Origin of the sequence: Micromonospora rhizosphaerae (assembly GCF_900091465.1) — a bacterium.
Lineage (GTDB): Bacteria > Actinomycetota > Actinomycetes > Mycobacteriales > Micromonosporaceae > Micromonospora > Micromonospora rhizosphaerae.
Genome location: NZ_FMHV01000002.1, coordinates 3,082,587 through 3,108,566, shown reverse-complemented (window position 1 = coordinate 3,108,566; position 25,980 = coordinate 3,082,587). Strand labels below are relative to the sequence as shown.

The window sequence follows — 25,980 nt, the reverse complement described above, 5'->3', positions numbered from 1 at the left end:
TCAGGCCTCCTTGACGCGCGGGGTACGGGCGGTGGCCTGCTCGGCCGACCGGGCCGGCAGGGCCCGGCCGAGACCGCTGACCCGCGGGGACAGGAACGCCCGGGTGCGGGCGAACATCGTCATGATCGGGTGACGGAAGAGGAAGACCACGACCAGGTCGAGGACGGTCGCCAGGCCGAGGGCGAAGGCGAAGCCCTTCACCGCGCCGACCGAGACGATGTAGAGCACCACGGCGGACATCAGGGTGATCGCGTTCGCCGAGATGATCGTCCGGCGGGCCCGGACCCACGCGCGGGGCACCGCGCTGCGTGGGCTGCGGCCCTCCCGGATCTCGTCCTTGAGCCGCTCGAAGTAGATGACGAACGAGTCCGCCGCCACACCGAGCGAGACGATCATGCCGGCGATGCCGGCGAGGGTGAGGGTGAACCCGATGGACCGGCCGAGCACCACCAGTGCGCCGAAGACCAGCAGCGCGGAGAGCACCAGGCTCAGGAAGATCACCGAGCCGAGCAGCCGGTAGTAGAAGAACGAGTAGATGATGACCAGCAGCATGCCGATGCCGGCGGCGAGCAGACCGGCGCGCAGGTGGCTGTCGCCGAGCGTCGCGGTGACGTTCTGCTGCTCCTGCGGCACGAAGGTCACCGGCAGCGCGCCGTAGCGGAGCTGGCTGGCCAGCGCGTTGGCGGTCTTGTTGTCGAAGTTGCCGGTGATCTGCGAGTCACCGGTCAGCACGCCCTGGATCTCCGGCGAGGAGACGATCAGGTTGTCCAGCACCACGGCGACGCGGCACTTGCCGTCCTGGCCGAGCGCGGTCTGGTCGCAGGCCTGGCCCTCGTTGTTGAACGCCTCGCGGGTCAGGTTGGTCCACCGCTCCTGGCCCTTGCCGGTGAACTTGAGGCTCACCACCCAGGAGCTGGTCTGGTCGAGCACCGCGTTGGCGTCGTCGACGTCGGTGCCGACCACCTTCGCCACGTCGAGCAGGTACTTGGCGCCGGCCTCGCAGGCCACCGCCGGCTGCTTCTCGTCCTTGATCGACGCCGGCGGCCGCTTGTCCAGCTGCGCGCAGGTGACGCTGGGGACGTTGAACTGCATCTCCGGCGACAGCACCGCGATCTCCTGCGGGGAGAGGGTGCCGAACGGCTTGAGCTTCTCGGCCAGGGAGGGGTCGGCGGTCAGGTCGGCCGGGGCCTTCAGGCCGCTGGCGGCGGCCCAGGCGGCGGGGCCGACCTTCTGCTCGACGGCCTTGCGCTGCTGCTCGACGCTCTGCGGCACCGGCGCGGGGCTGGCGGTCGGCGACGCGGCGCTCGGCGAGGCCGTCGGGGTCGGGGCGGCGGCGCTGGCGCTCGGCGTGGGCGCCATGCCGCCCTGCCCGCCGGCGCTCGGCGAGGCGCTGGCCTTCGGGGCGGCGCTGCCGGACGGCGCCGGGGTCGCAGTGCCGGACGGCGCCGGGGTCACGCCCGTCGTGGGGGCCGGGGCGGCGGCCGCGCCGCTGCCGTCGGTCGCCTTGAGCACCTTGCGGAAGCGCAGCTCGGCGGCGGTGCCGACGTCGGTGAGGTCGCGGTTCTCACCGGGCAGGGAGATCACGATGTTGCGGTTGCCCTCGGTGACCACCTCGGCCTCGGCCACGCCGTACGCGTTGACCCGGTTCTCGATGATCTGGCGCGCCTCTTCGAGGTTGGCGGCCGTCGGGGGCTTGCCGTCCACGCTGTTGGTGGCCTCGAGCGTCAGCCGGGTGCCGCCGATCAGGTCCAGGCCGAGCCGGGGCTCCAGCCGGTCCTTCCAGCCACCGCTGGCGCCGCCCGAGAAGAACACCAAAAGATAGAGGACGACGAAGATGACCCCGAGGACGGCGAGCTGCCGTCCGGGGCGCATCTGTCCCTGAGGTGGTGCCACGGCTGTCCTGTCTCCCTGTACGGTCGCGCCGCTGACGCAGCGGCGACGAATGTCGGGCCGGGGGTGTCCGGCCGAAGGCTCTGACGGATCGACGCGCCGGCCAACACGCCCCCCGACTCGACGCGGCGGCGTCGAGTCGGGTGCTACGCGTGTCGGTGCCGGGCGTCGACCCAACTATCCACTTCTGAGGCTGGCTCCGCTGCCCCTTCCGGGGCGGGCGGTCACTCCTTGACGGGCTCAGCGTCCTCGGTGACCGGCTCGGTCGTCTCCGGGCGCTCGGCCTGGTTGACGACGCGGGCGATGGCCGGGCGGGCGTACCGGGTCTGCACGCCCGGGGCGACCTCGAGCAGGACGGTGTCGTCGTCCACCCCGGTGACCGTGCCGTAGAGGCCGCCGATGGTGACCACCTCGTCGCCCGGGGCGAGGGCGGACTGCATCTGCTCGGCCTCGCGGCGGCGCTTCTGCTGGGGGCGGATCATCATGAAGTACATGACGCCGAAGAGCAGAGCGATCATGAGGATCGGCGTCAGACCGCCGGCTCCCCCGCCACCCGCTGCTGCGTAAAGCACGGTTGTCGACCTTCCCATTGGCCGCCCCGACCGGCACGAGGGGTGCCGGAGTGGAGGCGGATTCTCACGTCCTGTACAGACCGCGGCGAAGTCTAGTCCCTGCAGCTGAGAAGACCGAATGCGGCACAGATCACGTTCGGATCACGGCTGATCGGCCTGCGCGGAGAACAGATCGGGCACGGGAGGGGCATCGGTGCCAAATGTACCATTGGGGGGCGTACGCCCCAGATGGCGCCAGGCCGCCTCGGTGGCCACCCGACCCCGCGGGGTGCGCGCCAGCAACCCGGCCCGGACCAGGAACGGCTCGCAGACCTCCTCGACGGTGTCCGGCTGCTCCCCCACCGCGACGGCGAGGGTGGAGAGCCCCACCGGGCCGCCCCGGAACGAGTCCACCAGCGCGGTCAGCACGGCCCGGTCCAGCCGGTCCAGCCCGAGCGCGTCGACGTCGTACACGGTGAGGGCGGCCCGGGCGGTCTCCACGGAGACCACGCCGTCGGCCCGGACCTCGGCGTAGTCCCGGACCCGGCGCAGCAGTCGGTTGGCGATCCGGGGCGTGCCCCGGGACCGGCCGGCGATCTCGGCCGCGCCGTCGTCGGTGATCGGCACGCCGAGGATCCGCGCCGAGCGGTGCAGCAGCGCCTCCAGGTCGGCCGGGGAGTAGAAGTCGAGGTGGGCGACGAAGCCGAACCGGTCCCGCATCGGCCCGGTCAGCAGGCCGGATCGGGTGGTCGCGCCGACCAGGGTGAACGGCTCGACGTCGAGCGGGATGGCGGTTGCGCCGGGGCCCTTGCCGACCACCACGTCGACCCGGAAGTCCTCCATCGCGCTGTAGAGCAGCTCCTCGGCCGGTTTCGCGATCCGGTGGATCTCGTCGATGAAGAGCACGTCACCCTCGGCGAGGCTGGTCAGGATGGCCGCCAGGTCGCCCGAGCGTTCGATCGCCGGGCCGCTGGTCACCCGGATGCCCGAGCCCAGCTCGGCGGCGACGATGTTGGCCAGACTGGTCTTACCCAGGCCCGGCGGCCCCGACAGGAGGATGTGGTCCGGCGGGGAGCCGCGCCGCATCGCGCCCTTGAGCAGCAGGTCGAGCTGGTCTCGGACCCGGTCCTGGGCGATGAACTCGGCGAGGCGCCGGGGCCGGACGCTGGCCTCCGCGTCCCGTTCGGCGTCGTTGACGTACGCCGAGATCAGGTCGTCGTTGCTCATCGCGTGCGGCCCAGGAGGCGGATGGCCTGCTTGAGCAGGACCGGCACCGGCGGGGTCGCCCCGTCGACGGTCTCGGCGACCGCGGCGACGGCCTGCTCGGCCTGGGCGGCCGTCCAGCCGAGCCCGACCAGAGCCTGCCGCACCTGCTCCGGCCAAGCGCCCGCGGCCACCCCGGCGGCGCCGTCCGGACCGATCGGCACCGGCCCGATCCGGTCGCGCAGTTCGAGGACGAGGCGCTCGGCGCCCTTCTTGCCGATGCCGGGCACCCGGGTCAGCGCGGCGGTGTCGGCGTTGGCGATGGCCTTGCGTACCGCGTCCGGGGTGTGCACTGCGAGCACCGCCTGGGCCAGCCGGGGGCCCACTCCGCTGGCGGTCTGGAGCAGCTCGAAGAGCTGCTTAGCGTCGTCGTCGGCGAAGCCGTAGAGGGTGAGCGAGTCCTCCCGGACGACCAGGCTGGTGGCGAGCCGGGCCGGCTGCCCGACCCGCAGCTCGGCGAGGGTGCCGGGGGCACACTGCACCGCCAGGCCGATGCCGCCCACCTCCACCACCGCGTGGTCCGGACCGGTCGCGGTCACCGTGCCGCGCACACTGGCGATCATCGCGTTCCTGCTTCCTACTCTTTGCTCGTTGCTGAGCGGTTCGGATGTTTCGCTCTCCGCTCGGTGGTGGCCGGGCTGGAGTCCTGGACCGGCAGTCTGGTCCGGTGGCGATCGGTCCGGTCCTGCAGGATCTGCTTCACCCTGTGGTGCGGGGTGTGCAGGGCGATGTCGGGGTCGTCAGCTCGGTGCAGGATGTTGATCGCGGCGTTCACGTCGGCCTGCCACACCACCCCGCACCAGGTGCAGTGAAGCCGGTCCCCGTTGCGTCGGCCGAGCCGGCCGCAGCGGTGACAGGTTTGTGAGGTGTAGGCGACGTTGACGTGCACGAGCGCAGAACCTCTGCGCTCCGACACGTTCGCCAACGCCTCGGCGGTGACCCCTTTGGTCCACGCGGCGAGACGCCGGTTGAAGTTCCTGCCGAGCGTCTTGCGCCCGGCGAAGCTCTTGGTGAGGTCTTCGGCGACGACGGTGGCGGCCTTGTCGACGACCCGGTGCACGGCGGTGAAGATCTCCGTACGCACCTGCGCGCGGTGGCGGGCGGCCTGTCGGTCCCGCTTGGCAGTACCGAGGTTGTTGACGGTGATCCGGTGCGCTTTCGCGTGGTCACCACGACGAGCGGCGTTGTTCGCTATCGAGCGCAGCTTCGCCCGGCGCCGGTTACGCTCCTTCGACCGGTCCGACTCGGCCGCCAGCAGCTCGCCGAGACGGCTGCCGTGGCGGGCGCCGTCGGAGTCGGTCAGGGCTTCGGTGTAGCCCTTGTCCACGCCGACCGCCCGGTCGCCGCAGGGCCGCTGCGACGACCGCAGCTGCGACGCGTCGATCTGGTAGTGCACCTCGACCCCGCCGCCACGCAGGATCAGCCGCAGCGTGCCCGTCGGGGCGACGGTCGTCGACAGCGGGATCTTGACCATCTTGCGGCGTTCGAGGCCCGGGACCGCCAGCCACAACCGGCCCCGCCCGTCCACGACGGTGTTGTACTTGTCGGCGCGCACCACGATCTGATGATCTGTGCGATTGCGGCCACGCTTCCAGTGCTTGCGCATCTGCCGAGCCAGGAACGGGTCGCCAGCCCACCGGTCGGCCTTCAGTGCGGTGAGCATCCGCTTGCGGTCGGCCGGATCGCCCGTGCGATGGCCGATCGCCCGACGCACCTCGACCTTGGCCGAGGCCAGGTTCGCCGCGATGTCGGCCATCGCGTCGCGGACGGTTTCCTTCCACGCATTCGCCAGCACACCAAACCGCACGTGCGTGCCGTCAGCCAGCCACCGGTCCCGCACCTCCCGGTCCCTCAGCCCGGACCCGACACCGCCGATCGAACCGTAACGCTGCCACACCTCGCCACGAACCCGACCCAACCGGCGGGCCTGCTCCGCCAAGGCGGCGTACTTTCCCGCGTTCAGCCGGGTGGAGTACGCGATCCGGGTGACCTTCACTAGTCGCTTCTTCCTCGTCGTACCCGCTCGGCCGCGGCGGCCAGCTTGGACCGGGTGCCGCCGCGCCAGACGTGGCAGATGGCCAGGGCCAGGGCGTCGGCGGCATCGGCCGGCCTCGGCGGCTCGGGCAGCCGCAGCAGCCGGGTCACCATGGCGGTCATCTGCGCCTTGTCGGCCTGGCCGGAACCGGTCACCGCGGCCTTGACCTCGCTCGGCGTGTACGTCTGCACCGGCAGCCCGGCCCGTGCCCCGGCGAGCACGGCCACCCCGCTGGCCTGGGCGGTGCCCATCACCGTGCGGACGTTGTGCTGGCTGAACACCCGTTCGACGGCGACGCTGTCCGGCCGATGCTCGGCGACCAGGTCGGTGAGCGACCGGTCCAGGTGCAGCAGGCGCAGCGGCAACTCGTCCTCGGGGTCGGTGTGGACAACGTAGTAGGCGACCAGCGTGCAGGGCCGCCCCGGCACGCCCTCGACCACGCCGACCCCGCACCGGGTCAGCCCCGGGTCGACGCCGAGCACCCGCACGCCGCCTCCTCCCCCAGCCGTCAGCAGTACGTGTGTTCGACACCTTACTGTTCCGGCAGGGTCGGCACCCGCGGGGACACGCCGGACGGGGCGTCGTGGCCCCCGCTGCCGCACCGACGAGGCCCGGCCCACCACCCTCAGTGCCGGGTGTGGTCAAGCTCGATCGCGACGCTGACGACATCCCCGTCGTCCTTGCCCGCGCGGATCCGCGCCGGCACAGCCAGCAACCAGCCGGCTTTCCGGTCCCGCCAGACGCTCGTCGACCAGGTATGGCCGTCCACCGTGGCGACCACCGGCACCCGGCCGAACGCGCCCGCGGCGGTCGGCGCGTGCTCGTCCGGCACCGGAGCGAACACCCAGCCGCCGGCGCCGGACCACCGGACCAGGACCGCCTCGAACGTCACGCGGCGACTGTGCCACGACCCACCGACACTGCCAACCGGCACACATGTCGACACTCCCGCACCCCGCCGACCGCCCCGGCCCAGCCCACACAGGCCGACCGCCGAGTATGTGTCGCCGCCCCATGTGCGCCCGGCCACACAGCTCGTAACTTCTTGCGCCATGACGGCAGAACCCGTGGCGGTCCCCCACGTCGTACGCGTCGACCTCTCCGGTCGTACCGCCCTGGTGACCGGTGGTGGCAGCGGCATCGGTCGGGCGTGCGCCCTGCGCCTGGCGGCGGCCGGCGCGGCGGTGCTGGTGGTCGACCGCAACGTGGAGGCGGCCAAGGCGGTGGCCGCCGAGGCCGGCGGCCGGGCCGAGGGGATCGATCTCGCGGACGCCGCGGCGGTGGACCGGCTCGACTGCAACGTGGACCTCGTGGTCAACAACGCCGGTCTCCAGCACGTCGCGCCGGTCCAGGACTTCTCCCCGGAGCGCTTCGAGTACCTGCACCGGGTGATGGTGGAGGCGCCGTTCCTGATCATCCGGCGGGCGCTGCCCCACATGTACGCCAACGGCTGGGGCCGGATCGTCAACATCTCCTCGGTGCACGGGCTGCGCGCCTCGCCGTACAAGGCGGCGTACGTGTCGGCCAAGCACGCCCTGGAGGGGCTGTCGAAGGTGGTCGCGCTGGAGGGCGCAGCGCACGGCGTGACCGCCAACTGCGTCAACCCCGCGTACGTCCGCACCGCGCTGGTGGAGAGCCAGATCGCCGATCAGGCCGCGACGCACGGCATCGGCGAGGACGAGGTGATCGAGAAGATCATGCTCGCCAAGGCGGCGATCAAGCGGCTGATCGAGCCGGAGGAGGTCGCGGAGCTGGTGGCGTACCTCTGCTCCCCGCCGGCGTCGTTCATCACCGGCGCCTCGATCGCCCTCGACGGGGGCTGGACGGCGAACTAGTGGCCTCGCGCACAATGTCGGTCATGTCGTCGCCGGTCGAGTTCCTGGAGCTGCTGGCCCGGGAGGCCGCCGCGGTCGAGTTCGAGGGACCGCTGGTGGCCGCCCGGGCCGCCGGCCTTCCCGCCGAGCGGCTCGCCGAGCTGGAGCAGGCGAAGGTGGTGGCGCTGCGGGTCCGCGCGCTGCTGGAGCGCCGGCGCCGCCGGGAGATCGAGCTCTCCGGCCTGTACGACACGGCCAGCGACCTGGCCGGCCTGCGCGACCTGGACGACGTGCTGCGGGCGATCGTGCACCGGGCGCGCAACCTGCTCGGCACCGACGTGGCCTACATGACGCTCAACGACGACGAGCGCGGCGACACCTACATGCGGGTCACCGACGGGTCGATCTCCGCCCGGTTCCAGCGCCTGCGGCTGCCGATGGGCGCCGGCCTGGGCGGGCTGGTCGCCCAGACCGGCACCCCGTACGTCACCGCCAACTATCCGGAGGACGACCGGTTCCGCCACACCGGAGAGATCGACGCCGGGGTGGGCGAGGAGGGGCTGGTGGCGATCCTCGGCGTGCCGCTGCGGCTCGGCTCCACCTCGATCGGCGTGCTCTACGCGGCGAACCGGTCGGCCCGGCCGTTCGCCCGGGAAGAGGTGTCGCTGCTGGTTTCCCTCGCGGCGCACGCGGCGGTGGCGATCGACACCGCCCGGCTGCTCGCGGAGACCCGCTCGGCGCTGGAGGAGCTGTCGGCGGCGAACAGCACCATCCGGGCCCACAGCAGCTCGGTGGAGCGGGCCGCGGCGGCGCACGACCGGATGACCGCGCTGGTGGTGCGCGGCGGCGGGATGGAGGACGTGGCGGCGGCGGTCACCGACGTGCTCGGCGGGGCGCTGCTGGCGCTGGACGCCGAGGGGCGGCAGCTGGCCCGGGTGGGCGAGATCGAGGAGCCGGACCGGGCGGACATGGTGGAGGCGGTGGCGGCGTCCCGTACCGAGGGGCGCAGCGTGCGGCGGGGGCCACTCTGGTACGCAGCCGTGGTGGCCGGGGCGGAGAACCTCGGCGCGCTGGTGCTGCGACCCGACGGCGAGCTGGTCGACGCCGACCAGCGGATCCTGGAGCGGGCCGCGCTGGTGACCGCGCTGCTGCTGTTGTTCCGCCGTACCGTCGCCGAGGCGGAGGGGCGGGTCCGGGGCGAGCTGCTCGACGACCTGATCGCCCGGCCGCTGCGGGACACCGACGCGCTACGCAGCCGGGCCCGCCGCCTCGGGGTCGACCTGGACTCCCCGCACGTGCTGGTGGCGGTCGGCGACGACGCGATCGCCGCGACCGGCTCGGCGCGGCAGCGGGTGCTCTCCTGGGCCACCACGTACGCCTCGACCCGCAGCGGGCTGGCGGCGGCGCGCGACGGCCGGGTGGTGCTGATGCTGCCCGGGCAGGACGCCGGTGGCAGCGCCCGGGCGGTGGCCCGGGACCTGTCCCGGGTGACCGGCCGGCCGGTGACCGCCGGGGCGAGCGGGCCCTCGACCGGCCCGGCGGAGCTCGCCACCACCTTCGCCGAGGCGGAGCGGTGCCTGACCGCACTGGGCGCGCTGGGCCGCTCCGGGCAGGGGGCGAGCACCGCGGAGCTGGGCTTCGTCGGGCTGCTGCTCGGCGCGGTCGGCGACTCGGGCGACCGGGACGTGGCCCGCTTCCTCACCGACACGGTCGGGCCGGTGGTGGACTACGACGCTCGGCGGGGCACCGCGCTGGTGAAGACGCTGGAGGCGTACTTCGGGGTGGGCGGCAGCCTGGCCCGGGCGGCGGAGCTGCTGCACGTGCACGTCAACACGGTGACCCAGCGGCTGGAGCGGGTCGGGCAGCTGCTCGGCGCCGACTGGCAGAAGCCGGAACGGGCGCTGGAGGTGCAGCTGGCGCTGCGCCTGCACCGGCTGCGCACCCCCGCCGGCTGAGCTCGGGCGCCGCCGCCCCGGTCAGCGGGCCCGGAGGCCGTCCAGTACGGCGTCGACGATCCGCTCCGGCAGGATCTTGTCGTCCAGCTCCGGGTGCCACCGGAGCACCCGCTGGATCAGCATCGGCCCAGTGAGCAGCGCCATCGCCAGCTCGATGTCGAGGTCGGCGCGGAGTTCGCCGTTGACCACGCCGCGTCGGAGCACCTCGCGCATCAGCTTCCGCCGGGGCTCGATGATGTTCTGGTAGAGCTGGAAGTGGTCCGGGCTGCGGTTCACCTCGGGCACCAGGCACGGCATGATCTTCGCGGCCCGGGGGTCGACGTTGTGCCCGACGGCGCCGACCAGCAGCACCAGGTCGTCCCGGACGGAGTGACCGGCCGGCTGCGGCGGGATGCCCTTGAGCCGACGCAGCGCGTCGAGCAGCAGCGCGTCCTTGCCCGACCAGCGACGGTAGATGGTGGCCTTGCCGACGCCGGCGCGGGCGGCGATCGCCTCGATGGAGAGGGCCTTGATGCTGTTGCCCTCGGCGAGCAGGTCCAGCGTGGCCTCGATGATCGCCTCGTCCGCGCGGATGCTCCGCGGTCGCCCGGGCGACCGCGGAGCATCCGCGGTGGAAGTCATGTCAGACATTGTCGCCGAACCTAGGCAGTCCCGGCCAACTCCCGCTCGGCGGCCGGCCGAGCCTCGGCCGGGCCGGCCGCGGGGCGACCCGGCAGCCAGCGCAGCGCGATCAGGATGCCGAGCGCGGCCACCACCGCGGAGAGTCCGGCGGCCCAGTGCATCGCCGCGACGAACGAGTCGTTGGCCGCCGCGATCAGCTTGGGCGCCACCGGCCCGAGCTGGGCCGCCGCCGCGTACGCGCCGGAGATGGACTCCTCGGCCGCCGCGCGGGCCGGGGTGGGCAGGCCGGCGAGGGCGGAGGCGATGTCGTCCCGGTAGACCGCGGAGAGCACCGAGCCGAGCACCGCCACGCCGAGCGCGCCGGCCACCTGGCGGACCGTGTTGCTGACCGCCGAGCCGACGCCCGCCTTCTCCCGGGGCAGCGCCGACATGATCGACTCAGTGGCCGGCGGCATGATGTTGGCCATGCCGGTGCCCTGGACGAAGGTCAGGACCAGGACGACCCAGATCGGCGTGACCGCGTCGACGAAGACGAAGGCGCCGAGCGCCACCGCGGTCAACGCGAGACCGACCACCGCGACGGCCCGGCCGCCGAAGCGGCGAACCATCGCCGCGCTGCGCGGCGCGAAGAACAGCTGCGCCGCGGCGAAGGGCAGGAAGAGCAGACCGGTCTCCAACGGGCTGTAGCCGCGCACCAGCTGGAGGTAGAACGCGTTGAAGAACATCACGCCCATCGCGGCGAAGAACACCAGCCCGACAAGCGTCACCGGGGCGGCGAACCGGGGCACCCGGAACAACCGGACGTCCAGCGACGGGTGGTCGCTGCGCAGCTCGTGGGCGACGAACCAGGCCAGGACGGCCAGCCCGCCGGCGATTGCCCCCCAGACCGAGGCGCGGTCGAAGCCGTGCTCGCCGCCGTCGATGATGCCGTAGGTCAGGGCGACCAGGCCAACCACCGAGAGCAGCACGCCGAGCAGGTCGACCCGGCCCGGGTTCGGGTCCCGCGACTCGGGCACCAGGGCGGCGACCAGCACCACGCCGAGCGCGACCACCGGCACGTTGATCAGGAAGACCGAGCCCCACCAGTAGTGCTCCAGCAGCGCCCCGCCGAGGACCGGGCCGATCGCCACGGCGAGGCCGACGGCACCGGCCCAGACGCCGATCGCCCGGCCGCGCTCCCGCGGGTCGAAGACGTTCGAGATGATCGAGAGCGTCACCGGCATGATGGCCGCGCCGCCGACCCCCATCAGGGCGCGGGCTGCGATCAGCTGTCCGGGGTTCTGCGCGTACGCCGACAGCAGCGACGCCAGCCCGAAGAGCGCCAGGCCGATCAGCAGGAAGCGCCGGCGACCCGAGCGGTCGCCGAGCACGCCGAAGGTGAAGAGCAGGCCGGCGAAGACCAGGGTGTAGGAGTTGATCGACCACTCCAGCTCGCCCTGGCTGGCCCCGAGGCCGTGCACCGGGTCGGCGAGGGTGCGGAGCGCGACGTTCAGGATCGTGTTGTCGAGGACGACCACGAGCAGGCTGATCACCAACACCCCGAGGATCGCCCACCTCCTCGGGTGTCCCGTGTTCCCGTGCAGTTCCATGTGTCCGGTTCTCCCCCCGGCTCACCCGCGTCGCAAATACGATACGGGGCAGACTCGTAACAGTGCCCAGCCTAGGCGCCCGGGGATTCGATACGGAACCGGTTCGTATCGCTTGTGTGCCGGGTCACGTCCGCTCCCCGCGGGCGACGGTCCGTCGTGGGCAGGGCCACGCGCCTCGCGGTGGACGGTGTCCCGTGATGTGGCGGCATCGGGGTGGGCCAGGTGCCCGAAAGCCGCCGTTGCGGTGTCGCCTGTCCGGTCCCCGGGGTGTGACCGGCGGCATTGTGGGGCCGGAATCGTGGCCGGGGCGGGGTCGTTATACCTGGCGTACGACCGAGGACCGCCCCCTGATCTGGGGGCTGGTGGACGGGCCCCGGAATGCTGGTGGGCCGCCGGTCGTTACACACGGTCCCGGCGCCGCGAGTGGCAGCCCCGCCCGGCGGTCGGATCTTTCCCCCGAAGACTTTTTGAGCGCCCGTCCGTGGTGCGTGCGCATCCACCCGGCCCCCTATCGGGTGGGTGTGCCTGACCCCCGAATTGGAGCTTTGATCATGAACTCGATGCTGCGTAAGAGCGTGCTCGGTATCGCTGGTCTGGCCTTCACCGGTGGCGTGTTCGCCGGCCCGGCCACCGCCCACGCCGCCGCCCCGGTGGACGCCAAGCCCGTCGCCGTCGTGCAGGCCGACAAGCCGGGTGTGGACACCGGCAAGCTGATCCCGCATGGTGTGCAGGGCACCCAGTCCCGGATCGACCTGAACAAGGAGCAGATCGGCAACGTCAAGGCGATCATCGCCGCGACGAAGAAGTCCGGCATGGACGAGCGGGCCGCGGTGGTCTCGATCGCGACCAGCCTGCAGGAGTCGAAGCTGGAGAACCTGGGTCACCTGGGGGAGCGCAACGACCACGACTCGCTGGGCCTGTTCCAGCAGCGCCCGTCCTCGGGTTGGGGCACCCCGGAGCAGATCACCGACCCGCAGTACTCGACCATGGCGTTCCTCAAGGGCCTCAAGCAGGTCGACGGCTGGCACGACATGCCGCTGACCGAGGCCGCCCAGACGGTGCAGGTGTCGGCCTACCCGCACGCCTACGCCCAGTGGGAACAGCAGGCCGCCGACCTGGTCGCCCAGCACTGGAACAACTGACACAGAGCACCAAGCCGCTGGCCGGCACCCCAACACGGGTGCCGGCCAGCGGCGTTTGCGCGGCAACTACCGTCTTCGCGACGCCATGAAGCGCAGCGCCAGCGCCGCGACGCTGCCCCAGATGCCGCGCCGGAACAGCAGCACCACCAGGACGAAGATGGCGCCGATGACCAGGTTGATCTGCTCGAATCCGGAGAACGACAGCCAGTCCTCCAGCCGCACCAGCGCCGCCGCGCCGAGGACGCCGCCCCAGAGCGTGCCGATACCGCCGAGGACGACGACGATGACCGCCTTCCCCGAGGTGGTCCAGTGCAGGGCGTCGAGCGAGACGAACTTGTGGTTGATGACGAAGAGTCCACCGCCCAGCCCGGCGAGGAACGCCGAGAGGACGAACGCGGTCAGCTTGAAGCGGTGTACCGGGTAACCCAGCGCCCGCGCCCGGGCCGGGTTGTCCCGGATGCCGACCAGCACCCGCCCGAACGGCGAATGCACGATCCGCCACGCGGCGAAGAGCCCGGCGAGCACCATGGGCAGCGCCGCGTAGTAGAAGTAGTACTCGTCGCTGAGGTCCAGGCCGAACAGCTCCCGCGGCACACTCTGCAGACCGTTCTCGCCGCCGGTGACCGAGCCCCACTTGTTCGCGACGAAGTAGATCATCTGCGCGAAGGCCAGGGTCACCATCGCGAAGTAGATTCCGGTCCGCTTCACCGCGAGATACCCGATCGGCAGCGCGAGCAGCGCCGCGGTCAGCGCCCCGGCCAGCGCGGCGACCGGGAAGGGCGCCCCGAGGTGGATCGCGACCAGCCCGGACGCGTACGCGGACGTCCCCCAGAACGCGGCGTGCCCGAAGGACATCAGCCCGGTGAAGCCGAGCAGCAGGTCGACCGAGACCGCGAAGAGAGCCCAGCACAGGATGTCGACGGCGACCGCCGGATACAGCCCGTTGGGCAGCCAGAGCGCGGCCGCCAGCCCGGCGGCGAGCAGCAGGTAGCGGACCCAGCCGGGAGCCCGGCTGACAGCGCCGAGCGCCGAGCGGGGCGCAGCCGCGGCGGGTTCTTCCGTCGGCTGCACAGTGGACGTCTCGGTCATGCCGGCGTCTCCTCCCGCCCGAACAGGCCCGCCGGGCGCCACAGCAGCACGACGGCCATCACGATGAAGACGAGCGTCTGCGCCAGGATGGGCATCCGCTCCGCCAGGTACGCCTCGCCCCACGCCTGCAACAGGCCGATGCCGAAGCCGGCGGCGACGGAGCCGAAGATCGAGCCGAGCCCGCCGATCACCACCACCGCGAAGACCACGATGATCAGGTCGGCGCCCATCAGCGGGTTGACCGCCCGCATCGGCGCGGCGAGGACTCCGGCGAGGCCCGCCAGGGCGATGCCGAAGCCGAACACCGGAGTGACCCACCGCCCGACGTTGATGCCGAAGGCCCGCGTCAGCTCGGGTCGTTCGGTCGATGCCCGCACCACCATGCCGATCCGGGTGCGGCTGAGCAGCCACCACACGCCGAGGCAGAGCAGGCCGGCGAAGACCAGCACGAAGACCCGGTACATCGGGAAGTCGAAGACTCCGAAGTCGACCGAGCCCTGCATCTCGGCGGGCGGGAGGTACTGGCTGGAGTTCACCCCGTACCTCGACTTGACCAGGTCCTGCAGGATCAACGTCAGCCCGAAGGTGAGCAGGAAGTTGTAGAGCGGGTCGAGCCGGGTCAGCCGGTGGATGAACGCCCGCTCGAGCGCCATGCCGAGCAGACCCAGCGCGACCGGCACGATCACCAGCGCACCCCAGAACGGCACCCCGGCCTCGGTCAGCAGCACGTACGCCCCGAATGCGCCGAGCATGTAGAACGCACCGTGGGCGAAGTTCACCACCCGCAGCATCCCGAAGATGACGGAGAGCCCGAGGGCGAGCAGGGCGTAGAACGCCCCGCTCACCAGCCCGTTGAACGTGTGTTGCAGGAAACCGCTCATCGCCTCGTCACATCTTGCATTCGCCCGACGGAGGCGCGAACGCCTCGGCCGCGGGGATCGTCTTGAGGACCTTCACGTAGTCCCACGGCTCCTTCACCTCGGCCGCCGGCTTGACCTGGGCCAGGTAGGCGTCGTGGATGACCCGGTGGTCCTCGGCGCGAATCTTGCCGTTGCGCAGGAAGACGTCCTCGATGCTCTTGCCCTCCAACTGCGCGACCACCTTGTCGGCGTTGTCGGTGCCGGCGGCCTGCACGGCCTCCAGGTACTGCATGGCCGCGGAGTAGTTGGCCGCGTGCGCGAAGGTGGGCCGGGCGCCCGTCTCCTTCTGGAACCGGTCGGCGAACTCGCGGTTCTTCTGGTCGAAGTTCCAGTACCAGGCGTCCGTGTAGGTGGTGCCGGCCAGCGCGGCGGGCGTCAGCGAGTGAATGTCGGTCAGGAACATCAGGCCGACGGCCAGGCCGATGCCCTTGTCCCGGAGCTTGAACTCGTTGTACTGCTTGACCAGGTTGACCAGGTCACCGCCGGCCTGCATGGTGGCCAGCACGTCGGGCTTCGGGCTGAGCGTGGGCGCCTTGAGCAGGAAGGTGGAGAAGTTGTCGTTCGGGAACGGCGTCGGGGCCTTGGAGATGACCTTGCCGCCGGCGCCCTCCACCGCGGTGGAGAACTTCTTCTCCATGTCCTGCCCGAACGCGTAGTCCGGGTAGACGACGTACCAGTTCTTGGCGCCCTGCTCGGTGACCGCCTTGCCCGTGCCGTGGGCCAGCATGTAGCTGTCGTACGCGTAGTGGAAGGTGTACTTGTTGCACGACTTGCCGGTCAGGTCGGTGGTCGCGCCGGTGATGTTGAAGTACAGCTTCTTCTTCGCCTTGGCGACGTCGGCGACCTTCAGCGCGGCGGAGGAGGTCGGCACGTCGAAGATGGCGTCGGCCGACTTCCGGTCGTAGAGCTCGGCCGCCTTGGTGTTGGCGATGTCCGGCTTGTTCTGGTGGTCGGCGGACTCGACGCTGATGTTGGTGGTCACCGCCTTGTCGCCGTACTTGGCCTTGAAGTCGGCGATGGCCATCTCCACGGCCTTCACCGAGTTCTTGCCGGAGAGGTCCGCGTAGACCCCGGACTGGTCGTTGAGGACGCCGAGCACGATCTTGTCGTCGGTCAGCTTCGAGTCGCCCGACGCGCTCGGCCCGCCACCACCGCATCCGGCGGCGAGCAGCACGGCGGCCGAAGCCGCCGCCAGACCTGCGGTTCTGCGCATGCCAATCCCTCCACATCCGCGCCGCGGCGCGGCTCACGGTCCGTCTTTGAATTTGGAAATCAGATGCCGAGGTACGCCAGCAGCTCGCGCTCCCGCGAGCGCACCTCGGAGTTGTCCATCGCCTCCGCGATCCGTCCCTCGGCCAGCAGGTAGTGCCGGTCGGCGACGCCGGTGGCGAAGTGCAGGTTCTGCTCGACCAGCAGCACGGTCACCCCGTGCTTCTTGGCCTCCCGCAGCAGGTCGCCGACCTGCTGCACGAGCAGCGGCGAGAGCCCCTCGGTGGGCTCGTCGCAGAGCAGCAGCCGGGCACCCATCCGCAGCACCCGGGCCAGGGCGAGCATCTGCTGCTCGCCGCCGGAGAGCATGGTCGCCGCCGAGTCGCGCCGGGCGTACAGGGCGGGGAACGCCTCGTACACCCGCTCCAGCGGCCACGGATCGGGCCCGACCCGCGGCGGGAGTGTCAGGTTCTCGGTGACGCTGAGGGTGGCGTACGCGCCGCGGTCGTCGGGGACCCAGCCGAGCCCGAGCCGCGCCCGCTGATACGCCGGCAGCTTCGTGATGTCGCGGCCGTCCAGGCTGACCGTGCCCCGCTGCCCCGGGTGCAGCCCCATCACGCAGCGCAGCAGGGTGGACTTGCCCGCTCCGTTGCGCCCGACCAGGGTGACCACCTCGCCGGCCGCGACGTCCAGGCTCACCTCCCGCAGCACCTGCGCCTCGCCGTAGAAGGCGGAGAGGTTCTCAATGCGCAGCATCAGCGGCTCCCAGGTAGGCGGTGATGACCCGCTCGTCGGCGCGGACCTGCTCGTAGGGCCCCTCGACCAGCACCTTGCCGGCCTGCAGGACGGTGACGGTGTCGGCGAGCCGGCCGACGACGCTCATGTTGTGCTCGACCATCACCACGGTCCGGCCCTGCCGGACCCGGGAGATCAGCTCGACGGTGCGGTCGACGTCCTCCAGCCCCATCCCGGCGGTGGGCTCGTCGAGCAGCAGCACCTTCGGGTCCAGGGCGAGCGCGATGGCCAGCTCCAGGGCGCGCTTGCGCCCGTACGCGAGCGCCTCGGCCGGTGCCTCGGCGAGCTCGGCGAGGCCGACCATGGCCAGCAGCTCGTCGGCCCGCTCCCGGTAGCGGCGCATCAGCTTCGCCGAACGCCAGAACCGCCAGCCCAGCCCGCTCGGTGACTGCAACGCCAGCTCGACGTGCTCGCGGGCGGACAGCTGCGGGAAGAGGCTGGTGATCTGGAACGACCGGGCCACGCCGAGCCGGGCGACCCGCTCCGGGGGCAGTCCGGTGACGTCCCGGCCGGCCAGCTCGATCCGGCCGGCGGTCGGCGGCAGGAAGCCGGTGAGCAGGTTGAACAGGGTGGTCTTCCCGGCCCCGTTGGGACCGACCAGGGCGTGTACGGTCTCCGGCGCCACGTCGAGGTCCACCCCGTCGACGGCCCGGAAGCCCCGGAAGTCGCGGGTCAGCCCGCGGGCCGACAGGAGCGCTTGCCCGGCCATCGCCACATCCTCCGCAGGTCTCCGGCGACGACCAGGTCGGTGATGGGGGTCACAGGGCCGTCGCGTGCAGGAAACCTACGTGCATCGCCGGAGACGGGCCATGTCGATCACCCACACATTCGGCCCGGATCGGACGGGCCCATCCCCCATACGGACGGGCCCGTCGACCCAGGTGACCGGCCGGCGGAAGCGATCGGTTGCCGCCGATCGGTGACGACATGTGGGGGCGCCACCGGAGGTCACCGGCTCGCGGCGTACTCCGGCAGGCTCAGGCCGTCGGCCTTGCTGAAGAACGCCCTGGCCGCCAGCCGGCGCAGCGGGCGGGAGGTCATCGCCCGCATCGACTGGCCGCGCAGCCAGATGGCGGCCCGGCTGGCCGGCAGGAAGCCGGAGACGCCGCCCCCGGGCAGCTCCTGGCCACGCCGGACGTGGTCCCGCAGGGCCTCCTCGTAGCGGGCGAAGGCGACCGTGTGGTCGCCTTCGGCGGCGGCCAGCTCACCGGCCAGCACGTACGCCCCGACCAGCGAGAGGCTGGTGCCCTGACCGGTCAGCGGAGACGGACACCAGGCGGCGTCGCCGAGCAGCGCGACCCGGCCCCGGCTCCACCGGTCCATCCGCACCTGGCCGTAGATGTCGAAGTAGAAGTCCCGGGCGGCGGGCATGGCGGCCAGCAGCTCGGACGTGCGCCAGCCGACGTCGGCGAACTGGTCGGCGAGGATCCGCTGCTGCTCGGCGACGTCCCGGCGGTCCACGTCCAGCGGCGGCGAGACGAAGCTGAACAGCGCGCTGGTCCGCCCACCGCGGGTCGGCCGGGTGCCCACCACCCGGCCACCGGGCGCGTTGTGCAACAGGAACCAGCCCTCATCTTCGGCGTACGGCGTGGTGAAGTACGCCAGGTACGCCCCGAGCGGGCGGAGGTACGCCGACTCCGGCCCGAAGGCCAGCGCGCGGGTCCGGGAGTGCACGCCGTCCGCGCCGACCACGAGGTCGAACGTTCGCGGGGCGGACCGCTCGAAGGTGACCCGCACCCCGTCGTCGGTCTGGATCAGCGTCTCGATCGAGTCGTCGAAGAGGTAGTCCACCTCGGCGCGGGTCTCCTCGTACAGCAGCCGGGCCAGGTCGCCCCGCTCGATCTCGATCTCCGCGACGATACCCTCGCCGTCGAACGCGTGCACCGGCATCCGACAGGTCACCGCGCCGTCGGCGGCCACGTACGCCATGCCACGCTCGGCGACGCACTCAGCGCGTACCCGCGCGGTCAGCCCCATCCGCTCGAGCACCTCTCGGGCCGTGCCCCGGATGTCGACGGCCTGTCCGCCGGGGCGGGCGCTCGGGGCACGCTCCACCACCGTGGAGTGGAAGCCGTGCCGGCGCAGCCACCAGGCCAGGGCCGGGCCGGCGATGCCGGCGCCGGAGATGAGGACGTTCCTGTTGTTCATCGCACCGCTCCCGAGATCCTGCGTACGCCGTCAACCCGGCGACCGCCGGGTGCGGGCGGAGTGCTTCGTCCGCACGGCGAACGGTAGATTCTGCAGGCAGTACGCGCTCAGCTCGTACTAGTACACTGCCCAGAGCGGCCGCCCACGGCGCCTCGTACTAGTACGCTCGTCCGGAGGTGTTCCCTTGCCCAGTTCCGGGTCGGAGCCGCCGTACCGGCGCATCGCCGCGGAGATCCGCCGCCGCATCCATGTCGGCGAGCTGCGGCCCGGGGATCCGGTGCCGTCCGCCCGGCGGATCACCCGCGAGCACGGCGTCGCCATCGCCACCGCCACCAAGGTCCTCGCGCTGCTCCGCGAGGAGGGGCTGGTGTTGACCCGACCCGGCGCCGGCACCATCGTCGCCCCCGACCGGGCGTCGGCACCGCGACCACGACGGGACCGATCCGACCCGGAGCTGAGCCGCGAGCGTGTAGTCCGTACCGCGATCGCGCTCGCCGACGCCGGCGGCCTGGCCGGGGTCTCCATGCGGCAGATCGCGGCCGACCTGGGGGTCGCCACCATGTCGCTCTACCGACACGTGCGCGGCCGGGACGAGCTGATCCTGGCGATGGCCGACACGGCGCTGGCCGACGCGCCACTGCCGGCCGCCCGGCCGACCGGCTGGCGGGCCCAGCTGGAGCTGCTCGCCCGGGCGCAGTGGGCGGTCTACCGGCGGCACCGCTGGCTGCCGCACGTCATCTCGATCTCCCGGCCGCAGCCGCTGCCGCGCGGCATGGCGCACACCGAGTGGGCGCTGGGTGCCACCGCCGGTCTCGGCCTCGACACGCACCTGCGCTGGCACGTCGCGGTGACGCTGATGGCCTACGTGCGCGGCATTGCCACCAACCTGGAGCCGCAGGCCCAGGCGGAGCAGGACACCGGCCTCACCGACGAGCAGTGGGTGGAAACCCACGAGATGGCTTTCCAGCGGATGTTCACCGGCGGGCACTACCCCACCCTCGCCGCGCTCGACGAGTCCGTCGACCTCGACCTCGGCAGCGTCTTCGAGTTCGGCCTGCACCGGCTGCTGGACGGCTACGCCATGCTGATCCACAGCGGGGGGCCGGCGGGCTGAGCCGGCGCCATCAGTCCGGGAAGGTGACCACCCAGCGGGCGCCCTCGCCCCGGGCCAGCCGGTCGAACGCCGCCGGCGCCTCGTCCAGCGAGATCCGCCCGCTGATCAGCGGGCGCAGGTCGAGCGTGCCGTCACCGACCGTCCGGGCCAGCTCGGGCACCTCCCGGTCCGGGTCGGACGAGCCGTACACGGAGGAGCGCAGCGTCCGGGCGGAGTGGAAGATGTCCAGTGCGGCCAGGCTGACCAGGTCGTCCTTCGCCCCCATGCCGACCACGGTGACCGCTCCCCCGCGCCGGGCGAGCCGCCAGGCCGCCCGGATGGTCGCCGACCGGCCGACGCACTCGAAGGCGTGGTCGACGCCGCGGCCCTCGGTGAGCGCCCGGACCGCCTTCGACAACTGGTCGTCGGAGAGGACGAAGTCGCTGGCGCCGGCGGCGACGGCCAGCTCGCGCTTGGCCGCGGAGACGTCGATCGCGATGATCGGCGTCGCGCCGGCGGCCCGGGCGGCGGTGAGCACGCTGAGCCCGACGCCGCCGAGGCCGATCACCGCGACCGACTCGCCGGCGGTCACCCGGGCGGTGTTGCGGACCGCGCCGGTGCCGGTGAGCACCGCGCAGCCGAGCAGTGCGGCCTGCTCCGGCGGCAGGTCGCCGGGGACCGCGACGGCGGCGTGCTCCGGGACCACCACCTCCTCGGCGAGGGCGCCGAGCCCGAGGGTGACGTGCAGTGGGGTGCCGTCGGCCGCCTCACCCCGGGCCGTCGCGGGCGCGCCGTTGGCGGCGCAGAGCCACGGTTCGCCCCGTCGGCAGAACCAGCAGGCCCGGCAGGCGGGCGCCCAGTTGAGCACCACCTGCGTGCCGACCGGCAGCCGGGTGCCCGGGCCGGCCTCGACCACCACACCGGCCGCCTCGTGCCCGAGCACCAGCGGGTACGCCGGCGCGAGCGTGCCGTCCACCATGGACAGATCGGAGTGGCAGATGCCGGCGGCCCGGATCCGGACCCGCAGCTCGCCGCGGCCGGGCGCGGGCAGGCGTACCTCCTCGACGGCCGGGGTGGCGCCCCGCCCGCGGACCACGAGGGCCCTCACCGCTGGATCGCCTTGAGCTCGCAGAACTCCTCGATCCCGTACGTGCCCAGCTCTCGGCCGAGGCCGGACTGCTGATAGCCGCCGAACGGTGCCAGGGGGTTGAACGCGCCGCCGTTGACGTCCACCTGGCCGGTGCGCAGCCGCCGGGCGACCGCGAGGGCCTGCTCCTCGTCCGCGGACCAGACCGCCCCGGCGAGGCCGTAGCGGGAGTTGTTGGCGATGGCTACCGCCTCGTCGGTGTCGGCGAACGGGATGACGGCGAGCACCGGGCCGAAGACCTCCTCCTGAGCGAGCGCGCTGTCCGGGTGCACGTCGGCGAAGACGGTGGGCGCGACGAAGTGCCCGCGCGGCGGCAGCGGTGCGTCGGGACCGCCGGCCACGAGGCGCGCCCCGTCGGCCAGGGCCCGCTCGACGTGCCCGCGCACCCGCTCTGCCTGGGCGGCGGAGACCAGCGGGCCGAGTCGGGTCGCCGGGTCGAAGGGATTCCCCAGGGTGTACGTCCCGACGGCGCGCGCGGCGAGGTCGAGCGCCTCGTCGTAGCGGTCGCGGTGCACCAGCATCCGGGTCCAGGCCGTGCAGGTCTGACCCGAGTTGAGGAAGGCGTTGCCGACGCCGACCTTCACCGCGGTGGCCAGGTCGGCGTCGGCGAGGATCAGGTTGGCCGACTTGCCGCCGAGTTCGAGGGCGACCCGGGCGATCCGGTCGGCGGCGAGGTGGGCGATCCGGCGGCCGGTGGCGGTGGACCCGGTGAACGACACCATGTCGACTCCCGGATGGGCGGCCAGGGCCTCGCCGACCACCGGACCGGTGCCGGGGACCAGGTTGACCACGCCGGCCGGCAGCCCGGCCTCGGTGACCGCGTCGAAGAGCAGGTACGCCGTCAGCGGGGTCAGCTCGCTGGGCTTGAGCACCACCGTGCAGCCGGCCGCCAGGGCGGGGGCCAGCTTGGCCACGACCTGGTGCAGCGGGTAGTTCCACGGGGTGATCGCGCCGACCACGCCGACCGGTTCGCGTACCACGAGGGAGTTGCCGACGGTCTCCTCGGCGGGCGGACGGGCGGCGAGGTCCACCATGCCGCGCAGCACGGTCAGCGGGAGGCCGGTCTGCACCCGGGCGGCGAGCTTGAGCGGGGTGCCGAGCTCCAGCGCGACGGTCCGGGCGATCTCGTCGGCGCGAGCGGCCAGCGCGGTGTGCAGCCGGTCGAGGTGGGCGGCGCGCTCCGCGGGTGCGGTGGCCGCCCAGCCGGGAAAGGCGTCCCGGGCGGCGGCGACTGCCCGGTCGACGTCGGCCGGGGTGGCGGCCGGCACCTGTCCGACGAGGTCGCCGGTGGCCGGGTTCTCGACCGGGATCGCCGCGCCGTCCGACGGGTCGACCCAGCCGCCCGCGATGTGCAGGTGGCGGCGGACGAGGAGGGCGGCGGGCGCGGCGGCGAGATCCATGTCGTCCTTCGCGGGGGAAACTAGCGCTGGGAGTTTTGACGCTACTCCGAACGGCCGGTCGACTCCAGCGGGCCGACGGTCCGCTCGTACTCGGCGGCGAGGCCGTGCAGCAGCGCGTCCAGGCCGAGCGCGAAGGCGCCCTCGTCCACACTGGCCTGATGGCCGGCGAGCCGGTGCGCCTGGGTCAGGTGTGGGTAGTGCGCGGCGTAGAGCGCCGGATCCTCGACGAAGCCGCGGGCGAACGAGCCGAGCGCGGAGCCGGCCACGTAGTAGCGCAGCGCGGCGCCGATGTGGGTGGCCCGGGCCGGCGGCCAGCCGGCGCGGACCAGTCCGCCGTAGACCGCGTCGGCCATGGCGAGCGCGGCCGGCCGCCGCCCCGGCCCCTGGGCAAGGTAGGGAACGATGTTCGGGTGCGCACTCAACGCCCGCCGGTAGGACAGGGCCCAGTGCCGCAGCGCCTCCCGCCAGTCCCGGCCGGCGAAGGCCGAGGTGTCGACGGTCGCGGTGACGCTGTCGGCGACGGCGTCGAGGATCTGGTCCTTGGTGGCGAAGTGGTTGTAGAGCGAGGGGCCGCGCACGCCCAGCTCGGCGGCGAGCCGACGGGTGGAGAGCGCGGCCAGCCCCTCGGCGTCGATCAGCGCGCGGGCCGCCTCGACGATCCGCTGCCGGTCGAGCAGGGGCTGCCGGGGTCGGGGCACGTGGCCTCCTCGCGGGTCTGGACGGGGCAAAACTTACACCGCTAGTTTAGGGCGACGGCGGCACCGAGGGCCTCCGGGGAGGGAAACGGCATGGACTTCTCACTGACCGAGGAACAGCGGGCGGTCCGGGACACCGTCCGGTCGTTCATCGCCCGCGAGGTGATGCCGCTGGAGCAGGAGGTGCTGCGCCGCGAGCGCGCCCACCAGCCCGGCCTGGACCGGTCCGAGCTGCGCGAGTTGCAGCTCAAGGCGAGGAAGTTCGGCTTCTGGGGGCTGGCCACCCCGGAGGAGTACGGCGGGATGGACCTGCCGGCGGTCATGCAGGCGCTGATCTGGATCGAGCTCGGCCGCACCTTCGTGCCGTTCCGCTTCGGCGGCGAGGCGGACAACATCCTCTTCCACGCCACCGAGGAGCAGAAGCGCGAGTTCCTCATCCCCACCATCGAGGGGGAACGGATCTCCTGCTTCGCCATCACCGAGCCGGGCGCCGGCTCGGACGCGGCCAACATCCGGCTCTCCGCCCGCCGGGACGGCGACGACTGGATCCTCGACGGCGAGAAGACGTTCATCACCAACGGCAACGACGCCGACTTCGCCATCGTGATCGCGGTGACCGACCGGGAGAAGGGCGCCCGCAACGGCGGCGCCACGGCGTTCCTGGTGGACCGGGCGATGGGCTGGCGTTCGGAGTTCATCCAGACCATGGGCGAGGGCGGGCCCGCGTCGCTGATCTTCGACGGCGTCCGGGTGCCGCACCGCAACATCCTCGGCGAGGTCGGGCAGGGCTTCGCGCTGGGCATGGAGTGGATCGGCAAGGGCCGCTACACCATCCCCTCGCACGCCATCGGCATCGCCGAGCGCGCCCTGCAGATGGCGATCGACCAGGCCAACACCCGGGAGACCTTCGGCGCGAAGATCGGCACCAACCAGGCGATCCAGTGGATGATCGCCGACTCGGAAACCGAGCTGGAGGCGGCCCGCTGGCTGGTGCTCCGCGCCGCCTGGACGGTGGACCAGGGGATGGACCCGCGGCACTCGTCGTCGATGGCCAAGCTCTACGGCGCCGGCATGGTGAACCGGGTGGTGGACCGGGTGCTGCAGATCCACGGCGGCATGGGCTACACCCGGGAACTGCCGATCGAGCGCTGGTACCGGCAGGTGCGGCTCTACCGGATCTTCGAGGGCACCGACGAGATGCAGCGGCTGATCATCGCGCGCGACCTGCTGCGCGGGTACACGAAGATCGGCGGCCACCTGGCCTGAAGGGGCGCTCCCGACCCGGCGGGCAGGCGGCGACGGGATGGCGGGCCGCTACCGGATGTTGGCGGTGTGGCCGAGGGAGTAGCGGCCGGGCTGTGGCCAGATCGTCAGCCCGTGCGGCCCGCGCCCCACCGGGATCCGGGCGAGGAGTCTGCCGTCGGCGGTGCTGAACGCGTAGACCTCGTCGTGGTAGCGGCCGGAGAGCCAGAGCACCCGGCCGTCGGCGGAGAGGCCGCCCATGTCCGGGCTGCCCCCACCGGGGATCCGCCAGGTGGTGGTGGGCTTCAGCGTGGCGAGGTCCAGCACGGTGATGGTGCCCGCGTCCCGGTTGGTGACGTACCCGAGCCGGCCGTCCCGGCTGAAGTAGATGCCGTGCGCCCCGCGGCCGGTCGGGATGAACCCGGTCTGCCGGGTGGCCTGGCCGTCGAAGACGTAGACGCCGTGGGCGTGCATGTCGGCGACGAGGAAGTGCCGCCCGTCCGGGGTGAGCCGGGTGTCCTGCGGCATCCCGTCGGACGCCCGGGTCAGCTGGAACTCCCGCAGCTTGCGGAGCGTGGCGGTGTCCAGCACGAGCATCCGGTTGGCGAACTCGCAGCTCCACAGCATCGTCTTGCCGTCGGCCGAGTAGTCCATGTGGTTGATGCCGCCGCACTGCGGGAACCGCACCGACCGGGTGCGGTGCCAGGTCCGCGGGTCGTATAGGTCCAACCGCTGGTACGCCTCGGCGACCACGATCGCCTCTCGGCCGTCAGGGGTGAAGTAGAGGTTGTAGACGTCCTGCAGGGTGACGAATTGCCCCGGTCTGCCGGTCCGCGGATCGACCGGCACGACCCCACCGTCGGGGATATGGCTGGAGGCGACGTAGAGCGTGCGCAGGTCGTACGACGGCACGACGTGCTGCGGTTCGGGACCGCCGGGAAACTTCGCCACCACCTTGTACGTGGCGGGGTCGATCACCCACACGTCGTTGCTCTTGGTGTTCGGCACGTAGACCAGGGCCCGGTCGCCCCGCACGGCCTCGCTGAGCATGCCCGGCCCCGCACCGGCGTAGACGTTGTCGCCCGCCCGGTAGGGCGGCATGCCGGGGAGCAGCGGGCCGAACAGCGCGGCGGACGCGGACGGCGTCCGCGAGCCCGGGGAGGGAGCCGCCACCCGGTCCCCTGCCTCCGTTTCGGTGCAGGCCGCTGGGGCGGCGAGGAGGACCGCCGCCAGTGCGGTGGCGGTCCGCGCTCGACTGGGCACGCGCCGACTTTAGCGGCAATTCGGGCAGATCTCCCCCGGTTCGGTCGACCCGTGAATCGCCCTCCCCCCGGGGCGGCCGCTGCCGCTGGCCGCCCGCGCGGCGGGCAGGTCGTGGCTGA

24 protein-coding genes are annotated in these 25,980 nt (G+C 72.5%); 5 read left to right on the top strand and 19 right to left on the bottom strand.

Annotation, left to right across the window (positions count from 1 at the left end; genetic code table 11):
* The 7 genes from secD to GA0070624_RS34730 form a co-directional block, all read right to left on the bottom strand.
* Window positions 1-1,893, bottom strand: a complete 1,893-nt coding sequence (gene secD / locus GA0070624_RS14930; protein WP_176731700.1) for a protein translocase subunit SecD — start codon at window positions 1,891-1,893, stop codon at window positions 1-3.
* A gap of 221 nt (window positions 1,894-2,114) precedes the next feature.
* Window positions 2,115-2,462 carry a preprotein translocase subunit YajC gene (gene yajC, locus GA0070624_RS14925; RefSeq protein ID WP_176731699.1) on the bottom strand — a complete coding sequence of 116 codons (348 nt, stop codon included), beginning with the start codon at window positions 2,460-2,462 and terminating at the stop codon, window positions 2,115-2,117.
* A 141-nt stretch (window positions 2,463-2,603) separates the two neighbouring features.
* The gene (gene ruvB / locus GA0070624_RS14920) at window positions 2,604-3,668 is read right to left on the bottom strand and encodes a Holliday junction branch migration DNA helicase RuvB (RefSeq protein ID WP_091341527.1); all 1,065 of its coding nucleotides are present in this window, start codon (window positions 3,666-3,668) and stop codon (window positions 2,604-2,606) included.
* Window positions 3,665-4,267 (bottom strand): Holliday junction branch migration protein RuvA, encoded by a 603-nt coding sequence (gene ruvA, locus GA0070624_RS14915; RefSeq protein WP_091341524.1) that lies wholly within the window; start codon window positions 4,265-4,267, stop codon window positions 3,665-3,667. Before ruvA ends, ruvB begins: the two co-directional genes overlap by 4 nt.
* Before the next feature lie 14 nt (window positions 4,268-4,281).
* Window positions 4,282-5,700 (bottom strand): RNA-guided endonuclease TnpB family protein, encoded by a 1,419-nt coding sequence (locus GA0070624_RS14910; RefSeq protein WP_091341521.1) that lies wholly within the window; start codon window positions 5,698-5,700, stop codon window positions 4,282-4,284.
* On the bottom strand, window positions 5,700-6,227 hold the full coding sequence (gene ruvC / locus GA0070624_RS14905; protein ID WP_091341518.1) for a crossover junction endodeoxyribonuclease RuvC: 528 nt from the start codon (window positions 6,225-6,227) through the stop codon (window positions 5,700-5,702). The genes GA0070624_RS14910 and ruvC overlap by 1 nt, the downstream gene beginning before the upstream one ends.
* Before the next feature lie 137 nt (window positions 6,228-6,364).
* Window positions 6,365-6,631 carry a DUF1905 domain-containing protein gene (locus tag GA0070624_RS34730; protein WP_176731698.1) on the bottom strand — a complete coding sequence of 89 codons (267 nt, stop codon included), beginning with the start codon at window positions 6,629-6,631 and terminating at the stop codon, window positions 6,365-6,367.
* Between the two features lie 160 nt (window positions 6,632-6,791).
* Between GA0070624_RS34730 and GA0070624_RS14895 the strand changes: the two genes are divergently transcribed.
* Complete coding sequence (locus tag GA0070624_RS14895; RefSeq protein ID WP_091341514.1) at window positions 6,792-7,574, top strand: 3-hydroxybutyrate dehydrogenase; 783 nt, start codon at window positions 6,792-6,794, stop codon at window positions 7,572-7,574.
* 14 nt (window positions 7,575-7,588) lie between these two features.
* A complete protein-coding gene (locus tag GA0070624_RS14890; protein ID WP_091341512.1) occupies window positions 7,589-9,508 on the top strand; it encodes a helix-turn-helix domain-containing protein in 1,920 nt (639 codons plus the stop codon).
* Window positions 9,509-9,529: 21 nt separating this feature from the next.
* On the opposite strand, the gene GA0070624_RS14885 is transcribed toward GA0070624_RS14890, so the two are convergent.
* Complete coding sequence (locus GA0070624_RS14885; protein ID WP_091341510.1) at window positions 9,530-10,138, bottom strand: TetR/AcrR family transcriptional regulator; 609 nt, start codon at window positions 10,136-10,138, stop codon at window positions 9,530-9,532.
* Window positions 10,139-10,149: 11 nt separating this feature from the next.
* Complete coding sequence (locus GA0070624_RS14880) at window positions 10,150-11,718, bottom strand: MFS transporter (RefSeq protein ID WP_091341507.1); 1,569 nt, start codon at window positions 11,716-11,718, stop codon at window positions 10,150-10,152.
* Window positions 11,719-12,269: 551 nt separating this feature from the next.
* Between GA0070624_RS14880 and GA0070624_RS14875 the strand changes: the two genes are divergently transcribed.
* A complete protein-coding gene (locus GA0070624_RS14875) occupies window positions 12,270-12,860 on the top strand; it encodes a hypothetical protein (protein ID WP_091341505.1) in 591 nt (196 codons plus the stop codon).
* A gap of 66 nt (window positions 12,861-12,926) precedes the next feature.
* Here the strand turns inward: GA0070624_RS14875 and GA0070624_RS14870 are convergent, their stop codons facing one another.
* The 6 genes from GA0070624_RS14870 to GA0070624_RS14845 all read right to left on the bottom strand — a co-directional run bounded on the left by GA0070624_RS14870 (window position 12,927) and on the right by GA0070624_RS14845 (window position 19,021).
* Window positions 12,927-13,949: a branched-chain amino acid ABC transporter permease gene (locus GA0070624_RS14870; protein ID WP_091341502.1), complete on the bottom strand. Its 1,023-nt coding sequence runs from the start codon at window positions 13,947-13,949 to the stop codon at window positions 12,927-12,929.
* The gene (locus GA0070624_RS14865; RefSeq protein WP_091341499.1) at window positions 13,946-14,830 is read right to left on the bottom strand and encodes a branched-chain amino acid ABC transporter permease; all 885 of its coding nucleotides are present in this window, start codon (window positions 14,828-14,830) and stop codon (window positions 13,946-13,948) included. Before GA0070624_RS14865 ends, GA0070624_RS14870 begins: the two co-directional genes overlap by 4 nt.
* Window positions 14,831-14,837: 7 nt before the next feature.
* Window positions 14,838-16,082, bottom strand: coding sequence for an ABC transporter substrate-binding protein (locus GA0070624_RS14860; RefSeq protein ID WP_176731697.1), 1,245 nt, complete (start codon window positions 16,080-16,082; stop codon window positions 14,838-14,840).
* 59 nt (window positions 16,083-16,141) lie between these two features.
* Entirely contained in the window at window positions 16,142-16,834 is a 693-nt protein-coding gene (locus GA0070624_RS14855) for an ABC transporter ATP-binding protein (RefSeq protein ID WP_091341494.1), read from the bottom strand.
* Entirely contained in the window at window positions 16,821-17,582 is a 762-nt protein-coding gene (locus GA0070624_RS14850) for an ABC transporter ATP-binding protein (RefSeq protein ID WP_091341492.1), read from the bottom strand. Before GA0070624_RS14850 ends, GA0070624_RS14855 begins: the two co-directional genes overlap by 14 nt.
* 239 nt (window positions 17,583-17,821) lie before the next feature.
* Complete coding sequence (locus GA0070624_RS14845) at window positions 17,822-19,021, bottom strand: FAD-dependent monooxygenase (RefSeq protein ID WP_091341489.1); 1,200 nt, start codon at window positions 19,019-19,021, stop codon at window positions 17,822-17,824.
* 184 nt (window positions 19,022-19,205) lie between these two features.
* On the opposite strand from GA0070624_RS14845, the gene GA0070624_RS14840 reads away from it, so the two are divergent.
* The gene (locus GA0070624_RS14840; RefSeq protein WP_091341487.1) at window positions 19,206-20,135 is read left to right on the top strand and encodes a TetR/AcrR family transcriptional regulator C-terminal domain-containing protein; all 930 of its coding nucleotides are present in this window, start codon (window positions 19,206-19,208) and stop codon (window positions 20,133-20,135) included.
* A 10-nt stretch (window positions 20,136-20,145) separates the two neighbouring features.
* Here the strand turns inward: GA0070624_RS14840 and GA0070624_RS14835 are convergent, their stop codons facing one another.
* Genes GA0070624_RS14835 through GA0070624_RS14825 form a run of 3 tightly spaced genes read right to left on the bottom strand, consistent with a single transcriptional unit; the run spans window position 20,146 to window position 23,359 of the window.
* Complete coding sequence (locus tag GA0070624_RS14835) at window positions 20,146-21,222, bottom strand: Zn-dependent alcohol dehydrogenase (RefSeq protein WP_245718793.1); 1,077 nt, start codon at window positions 21,220-21,222, stop codon at window positions 20,146-20,148.
* On the bottom strand, window positions 21,219-22,661 hold the full coding sequence (locus tag GA0070624_RS14830) for an aldehyde dehydrogenase family protein (RefSeq protein WP_091341485.1): 1,443 nt from the start codon (window positions 22,659-22,661) through the stop codon (window positions 21,219-21,221). Before GA0070624_RS14830 ends, GA0070624_RS14835 begins: the two co-directional genes overlap by 4 nt.
* Window positions 22,662-22,702: 41 nt before the next feature.
* On the bottom strand, window positions 22,703-23,359 hold the full coding sequence (locus tag GA0070624_RS14825; protein WP_091341483.1) for a TetR/AcrR family transcriptional regulator C-terminal domain-containing protein: 657 nt from the start codon (window positions 23,357-23,359) through the stop codon (window positions 22,703-22,705).
* Window positions 23,360-23,449: 90 nt separating this feature from the next.
* Here GA0070624_RS14825 and GA0070624_RS14820 point away from each other — a divergent pair, with 90 nt between their 5' ends.
* Window positions 23,450-24,622 (top strand): acyl-CoA dehydrogenase family protein, encoded by a 1,173-nt coding sequence (locus GA0070624_RS14820; protein ID WP_091341480.1) that lies wholly within the window; start codon window positions 23,450-23,452, stop codon window positions 24,620-24,622.
* 48 nt (window positions 24,623-24,670) lie between these two features.
* Here GA0070624_RS14820 and GA0070624_RS14815 read toward each other — a convergent pair whose 3' ends face one another.
* Window positions 24,671-25,861 (bottom strand): YVTN family beta-propeller repeat protein, encoded by a 1,191-nt coding sequence (locus tag GA0070624_RS14815; RefSeq protein WP_245718792.1) that lies wholly within the window; start codon window positions 25,859-25,861, stop codon window positions 24,671-24,673.
* Window positions 25,862-25,980 lie beyond the last annotated feature (119 nt).

Bases quoted from the DNA above. Each gene is read 5' to 3' on its own strand.
- GA0070624_RS14830 (WP_091341485.1), bottom strand. From the start codon at position 22,661: ATGGATCTCGCCGCCGCGCCCGCCGCCCTCCTCGTCCGCCGCCACCTG.
- GA0070624_RS14870 (WP_091341502.1), bottom strand. From the start codon at position 13,949: ATGACCGAGACGTCCACTGTGCAGCCGACGGAAGAACCCGCCGCGGCT.
- GA0070624_RS14820 (WP_091341480.1), top strand. From the start codon at position 23,450: ATGGACTTCTCACTGACCGAGGAACAGCGGGCGGTCCGGGACACCGTC.
- GA0070624_RS14885 (WP_091341510.1), bottom strand. From the start codon at position 10,138: ATGTCTGACATGACTTCCACCGCGGATGCTCCGCGGTCGCCCGGGCGA.
- GA0070624_RS14855 (WP_091341494.1), bottom strand. From the start codon at position 16,834: ATGCTGCGCATTGAGAACCTCTCCGCCTTCTACGGCGAGGCGCAGGTG.
- ruvA (WP_091341524.1), bottom strand. From the start codon at position 4,267: ATGATCGCCAGTGTGCGCGGCACGGTGACCGCGACCGGTCCGGACCAC.
- GA0070624_RS14880 (WP_091341507.1), bottom strand. From the start codon at position 11,718: ATGGAACTGCACGGGAACACGGGACACCCGAGGAGGTGGGCGATCCTC.
- GA0070624_RS14875 (WP_091341505.1), top strand. From the start codon at position 12,270: ATGAACTCGATGCTGCGTAAGAGCGTGCTCGGTATCGCTGGTCTGGCC.
- GA0070624_RS14890 (WP_091341512.1), top strand. From the start codon at position 7,589: ATGTCGGTCATGTCGTCGCCGGTCGAGTTCCTGGAGCTGCTGGCCCGG.
- GA0070624_RS14895 (WP_091341514.1), top strand. From the start codon at position 6,792: ATGACGGCAGAACCCGTGGCGGTCCCCCACGTCGTACGCGTCGACCTC.
- GA0070624_RS14845 (WP_091341489.1), bottom strand. From the start codon at position 19,021: ATGAACAACAGGAACGTCCTCATCTCCGGCGCCGGCATCGCCGGCCCG.
- GA0070624_RS14850 (WP_091341492.1), bottom strand. From the start codon at position 17,582: ATGGCCGGGCAAGCGCTCCTGTCGGCCCGCGGGCTGACCCGCGACTTC.
- GA0070624_RS14860 (WP_176731697.1), bottom strand. From the start codon at position 16,082: ATGCGCAGAACCGCAGGTCTGGCGGCGGCTTCGGCCGCCGTGCTGCTC.
- ruvB (WP_091341527.1), bottom strand. From the start codon at position 3,668: ATGAGCAACGACGACCTGATCTCGGCGTACGTCAACGACGCCGAACGG.
- GA0070624_RS14865 (WP_091341499.1), bottom strand. From the start codon at position 14,830: ATGAGCGGTTTCCTGCAACACACGTTCAACGGGCTGGTGAGCGGGGCG.